This is a genomic window from Pseudomonas sp. GM24 (genome assembly GCF_000282235.1).
In the GTDB taxonomy this organism is placed as follows: Bacteria; Pseudomonadota; Gammaproteobacteria; order Pseudomonadales; family Pseudomonadaceae; genus Aquipseudomonas.
In genome coordinates, this window is record NZ_AKJR01000005.1 from 1 (window position 1) to 2,535 (window position 2,535).

Annotated in this window: 3 protein-coding genes and 1 pseudogene; 1 reads left to right on the plus strand and 3 read right to left on the minus strand. The window is 54.2% G+C overall.

From position 1 onward, the window contains the following. Positions 1–182 (minus strand): annotated as a pseudogene (locus PMI23_RS29945) (hypothetical protein); the annotation flags it as partial. Positions 183–352: 170 nt separating this feature from the next. Then, the gene (locus tag PMI23_RS00185; RefSeq protein ID WP_007919055.1) at positions 353–826 is read right to left on the minus strand and encodes a hypothetical protein; all 474 of its coding nucleotides are present in this window, start codon (positions 824–826) and stop codon (positions 353–355) included. Between the two features lie 652 nt (positions 827–1,478). Between PMI23_RS00185 and PMI23_RS00190 the strand changes: the two genes are divergently transcribed. Beyond that, positions 1,479–1,835: a DUF6124 family protein gene (locus tag PMI23_RS00190; RefSeq protein WP_007949580.1), complete on the plus strand. Its 357-nt coding sequence runs from the start codon at positions 1,479–1,481 to the stop codon at positions 1,833–1,835. 157 nt (positions 1,836–1,992) lie between these two features. Here the strand turns inward: PMI23_RS00190 and PMI23_RS00195 are convergent, their stop codons facing one another. Then, positions 1,993–2,382, minus strand: a complete 390-nt coding sequence (locus PMI23_RS00195) for a hypothetical protein (protein ID WP_007919057.1) — start codon at positions 2,380–2,382, stop codon at positions 1,993–1,995. Positions 2,383–2,535: the final 153 nt, after the last annotated feature.

Here is a 2,535-nt window from a genome sequence, read left to right on the forward strand (position 1 = left end):
GTATGCATCCGCGTCGGCTTCCAGCCTTGTTTGACTAGCTTGGATTTGGCCGCAGCCAAACGCTCACCGGCGACGATGCCTGCTGGCCCGCGATTGTCGTTTGGCGCCTGTGAGTCATCGGCAAACGCTGCGCTGATACCCGTGTAATAAAGTGCGAAAAATACGAGGGTCGAGGCCTTCAATTACAGTTCCTATAGCCGATTTTAGCTCGACAAAAACTCCGGATCCTCGGTATGAGGTTGCGGAGGATGGTGATTCTTTGTGCCAGCCCTTCGGGACGTGCTGCCTCCCTTGTTGCTGCTTTCGGCCTTGCGCCGAGCCTAGTGAAAGTGACCTGGGTTATTGCCTGCTTTTATTTAGTCGTTCCTGTGATTCTTCTTCCGGTGCAATGAAAGGCTGCCACCAGAAAATCCTTGAGCGACCACGCCCAAAGACCCAGAAGCATGCAGATCACCAAAAAAGTGAAATATTGATGAAAGTCCGTACGGGGCACTTTTTGGCTGGTTATTCCAACCAGCCCGAGACTTATCAGGCTGACGCCAAAAAAACTCAGACATCGTAAGGCGAGATAGCAAAGGTCTCTGAAGCTAATCGTGGATACCCAGTTTTTTGCAGACTCAGAAAATAAAGCCGACCACACCAGATGAAACAGACTTGCGTAGATAAAGCTCAGGCTTAGGCGTTCTGCTACGTCAGCGCCGGAACCGAGGAAAATTTGTGAGTAGAAATGGTCGAGTAAAACCCCTACGGGACGCATGAGGTCGAGGAAAGGAAACAGGGCGACCCCACCTGCGAGATAAATGGCTAAAAAAGCGATGATTTTCATCTCGCACTCCGTTGCTTTATTTGCCCGGTCGACTTGAAGTCTGATGGGTGTTTTGCGTTCTACGCATCAACCTTGAATTTGGCATCGCCGGACTATTTTTCCAGTTGGGTAAGTCACCAGCATAGTCATCCTGAGCACTTCCGGTAACTCAGTCGCTGGGCGTCAGAAGGGTAGAGGGCCAGACGGCAGAGAAGCACGGTTTTGCGGCGAGCTGGGTTTTGATGGGCTGCGGGGTTGAGCATTTCGCTAGGGATGTGGGCGGATCTATTCCGAGAGGTGTTACGGGATTCGTTCCCGATAAACACCAACGTTTAAAAAGACATCTCCAGACACTCTCTCAGGCTACATATCCTTGCGCCTTTGCCTACAGCTACGCCAGAATCCGCCGGCTTGTGCGCCTTGGGGGCGAGTTCTATCTTGGTGCGGTCGCTGACGAATCAGCGATCGGATTTGACCGTCCGCCCAATATCAAGGCGCGCCAGCGTTCTGCACGTGTTCAGGCATTGTCTGAAATCATGTCGCGGTGGCTGTGCGTGGGACACCTTCGGGTGTGCCGGATTCCTTGATGTCCGGTCGGTCAACCCGCGTACAGCTGCCACCCTGTTTGTTTGACCGCGAACGGTGGCGGCTCCAGTCATCAAGGAGCTTCACCATGATCAAACCAACACCCAACCCGCCCGAAACCGCCTCGGTTTCCCCCTACGAATCCATCGATTCCAAAAAACTCCACGAAGCCGCCGACCGCGCGCTCGACCATTACCTCTGTCCGCCCGGTTCCACGCCGCCACGTAAAAAACGTGGGATGTATGCCGTGACGGCGGACAACAAAACCGAAGAACTGCTGGTCGATGCCAGTGCAACACTCGCTTCGGCCAAAACCATCGCCCAGAACGTCTCCAGCCTGTTGCCGGCATCGCAGCGCCAGGCGCTGGCTGGGATTGCGCAGTTGATCATGCTCGGGGAGTTGGCGGTGAATCGGGCGCTGGATAATTTGCAATTGCCGGAGTGATGCGGGTGTCGGGATCAGCCGGTGATTGATCGGGTGTTCATTCTGGCGCTTTCGCGAGCAAGCTCGTTCCCACAGGATTTTATGCTGATGGCAAATGTTGCGTACGACGCTGACACCTGTGGGAGCAGTTGATTATTACCGTGCCGTTTTCGTGTGGTTATTGAGGCGCTTCAGGACATTCGCGGGTCCATCGCGTCACCGTCATGTCATTGAACTGCTCTCCGATGGTATCGACGCGTAGGCAAGTTCCTTTCTTCGCGTAGTACAAGATGCAACGCGAGCTATCAAACGAGCAGGTATCCAGTTCGAAGAACTTGCGTGTAGCCAGCTCCTTCTCCACGCCACTGTATTCATAGCCGTCGTTGGTATGCATCCGCGTCGGCTTCCAGCCTTGTTTGACTAGCTTGGATTTGGCCGCAGCCAAACGCTCACCGGCGACGATGCCTGCTGGCCCGCGATTGTCGTTTGGCGCCTGTGAGTCATCGGCAAACGCTGCGCTGATACCCGTGTAATAAAGTGCGAAAAATACGAGGGTCGAGGCCTTCAATTACAGTTCCTATAGCCGATTTTAGCTCGACAAAAACTCCGGATCCTCGGTATGAGGTTGCGGAGGATGGTGATTCTTTGTGCCAGCCCTTCGGGACGTGCTGCCTCCCTTGTTGCTGCTTTCGGCCTTGCGCCGAGCCTAGTGAAAGTGACC

Coding starts and splice junctions, on each gene's coding strand:
- PMI23_RS00185 (WP_007919055.1), bottom strand. CDS start 826: ATGAAAATCATCGCTTTTTTAGCCATTTATCTCGCAGGTGGGGTCGCC.
- PMI23_RS00190 (WP_007949580.1), top strand. CDS start 1,479: ATGATCAAACCAACACCCAACCCGCCCGAAACCGCCTCGGTTTCCCCC.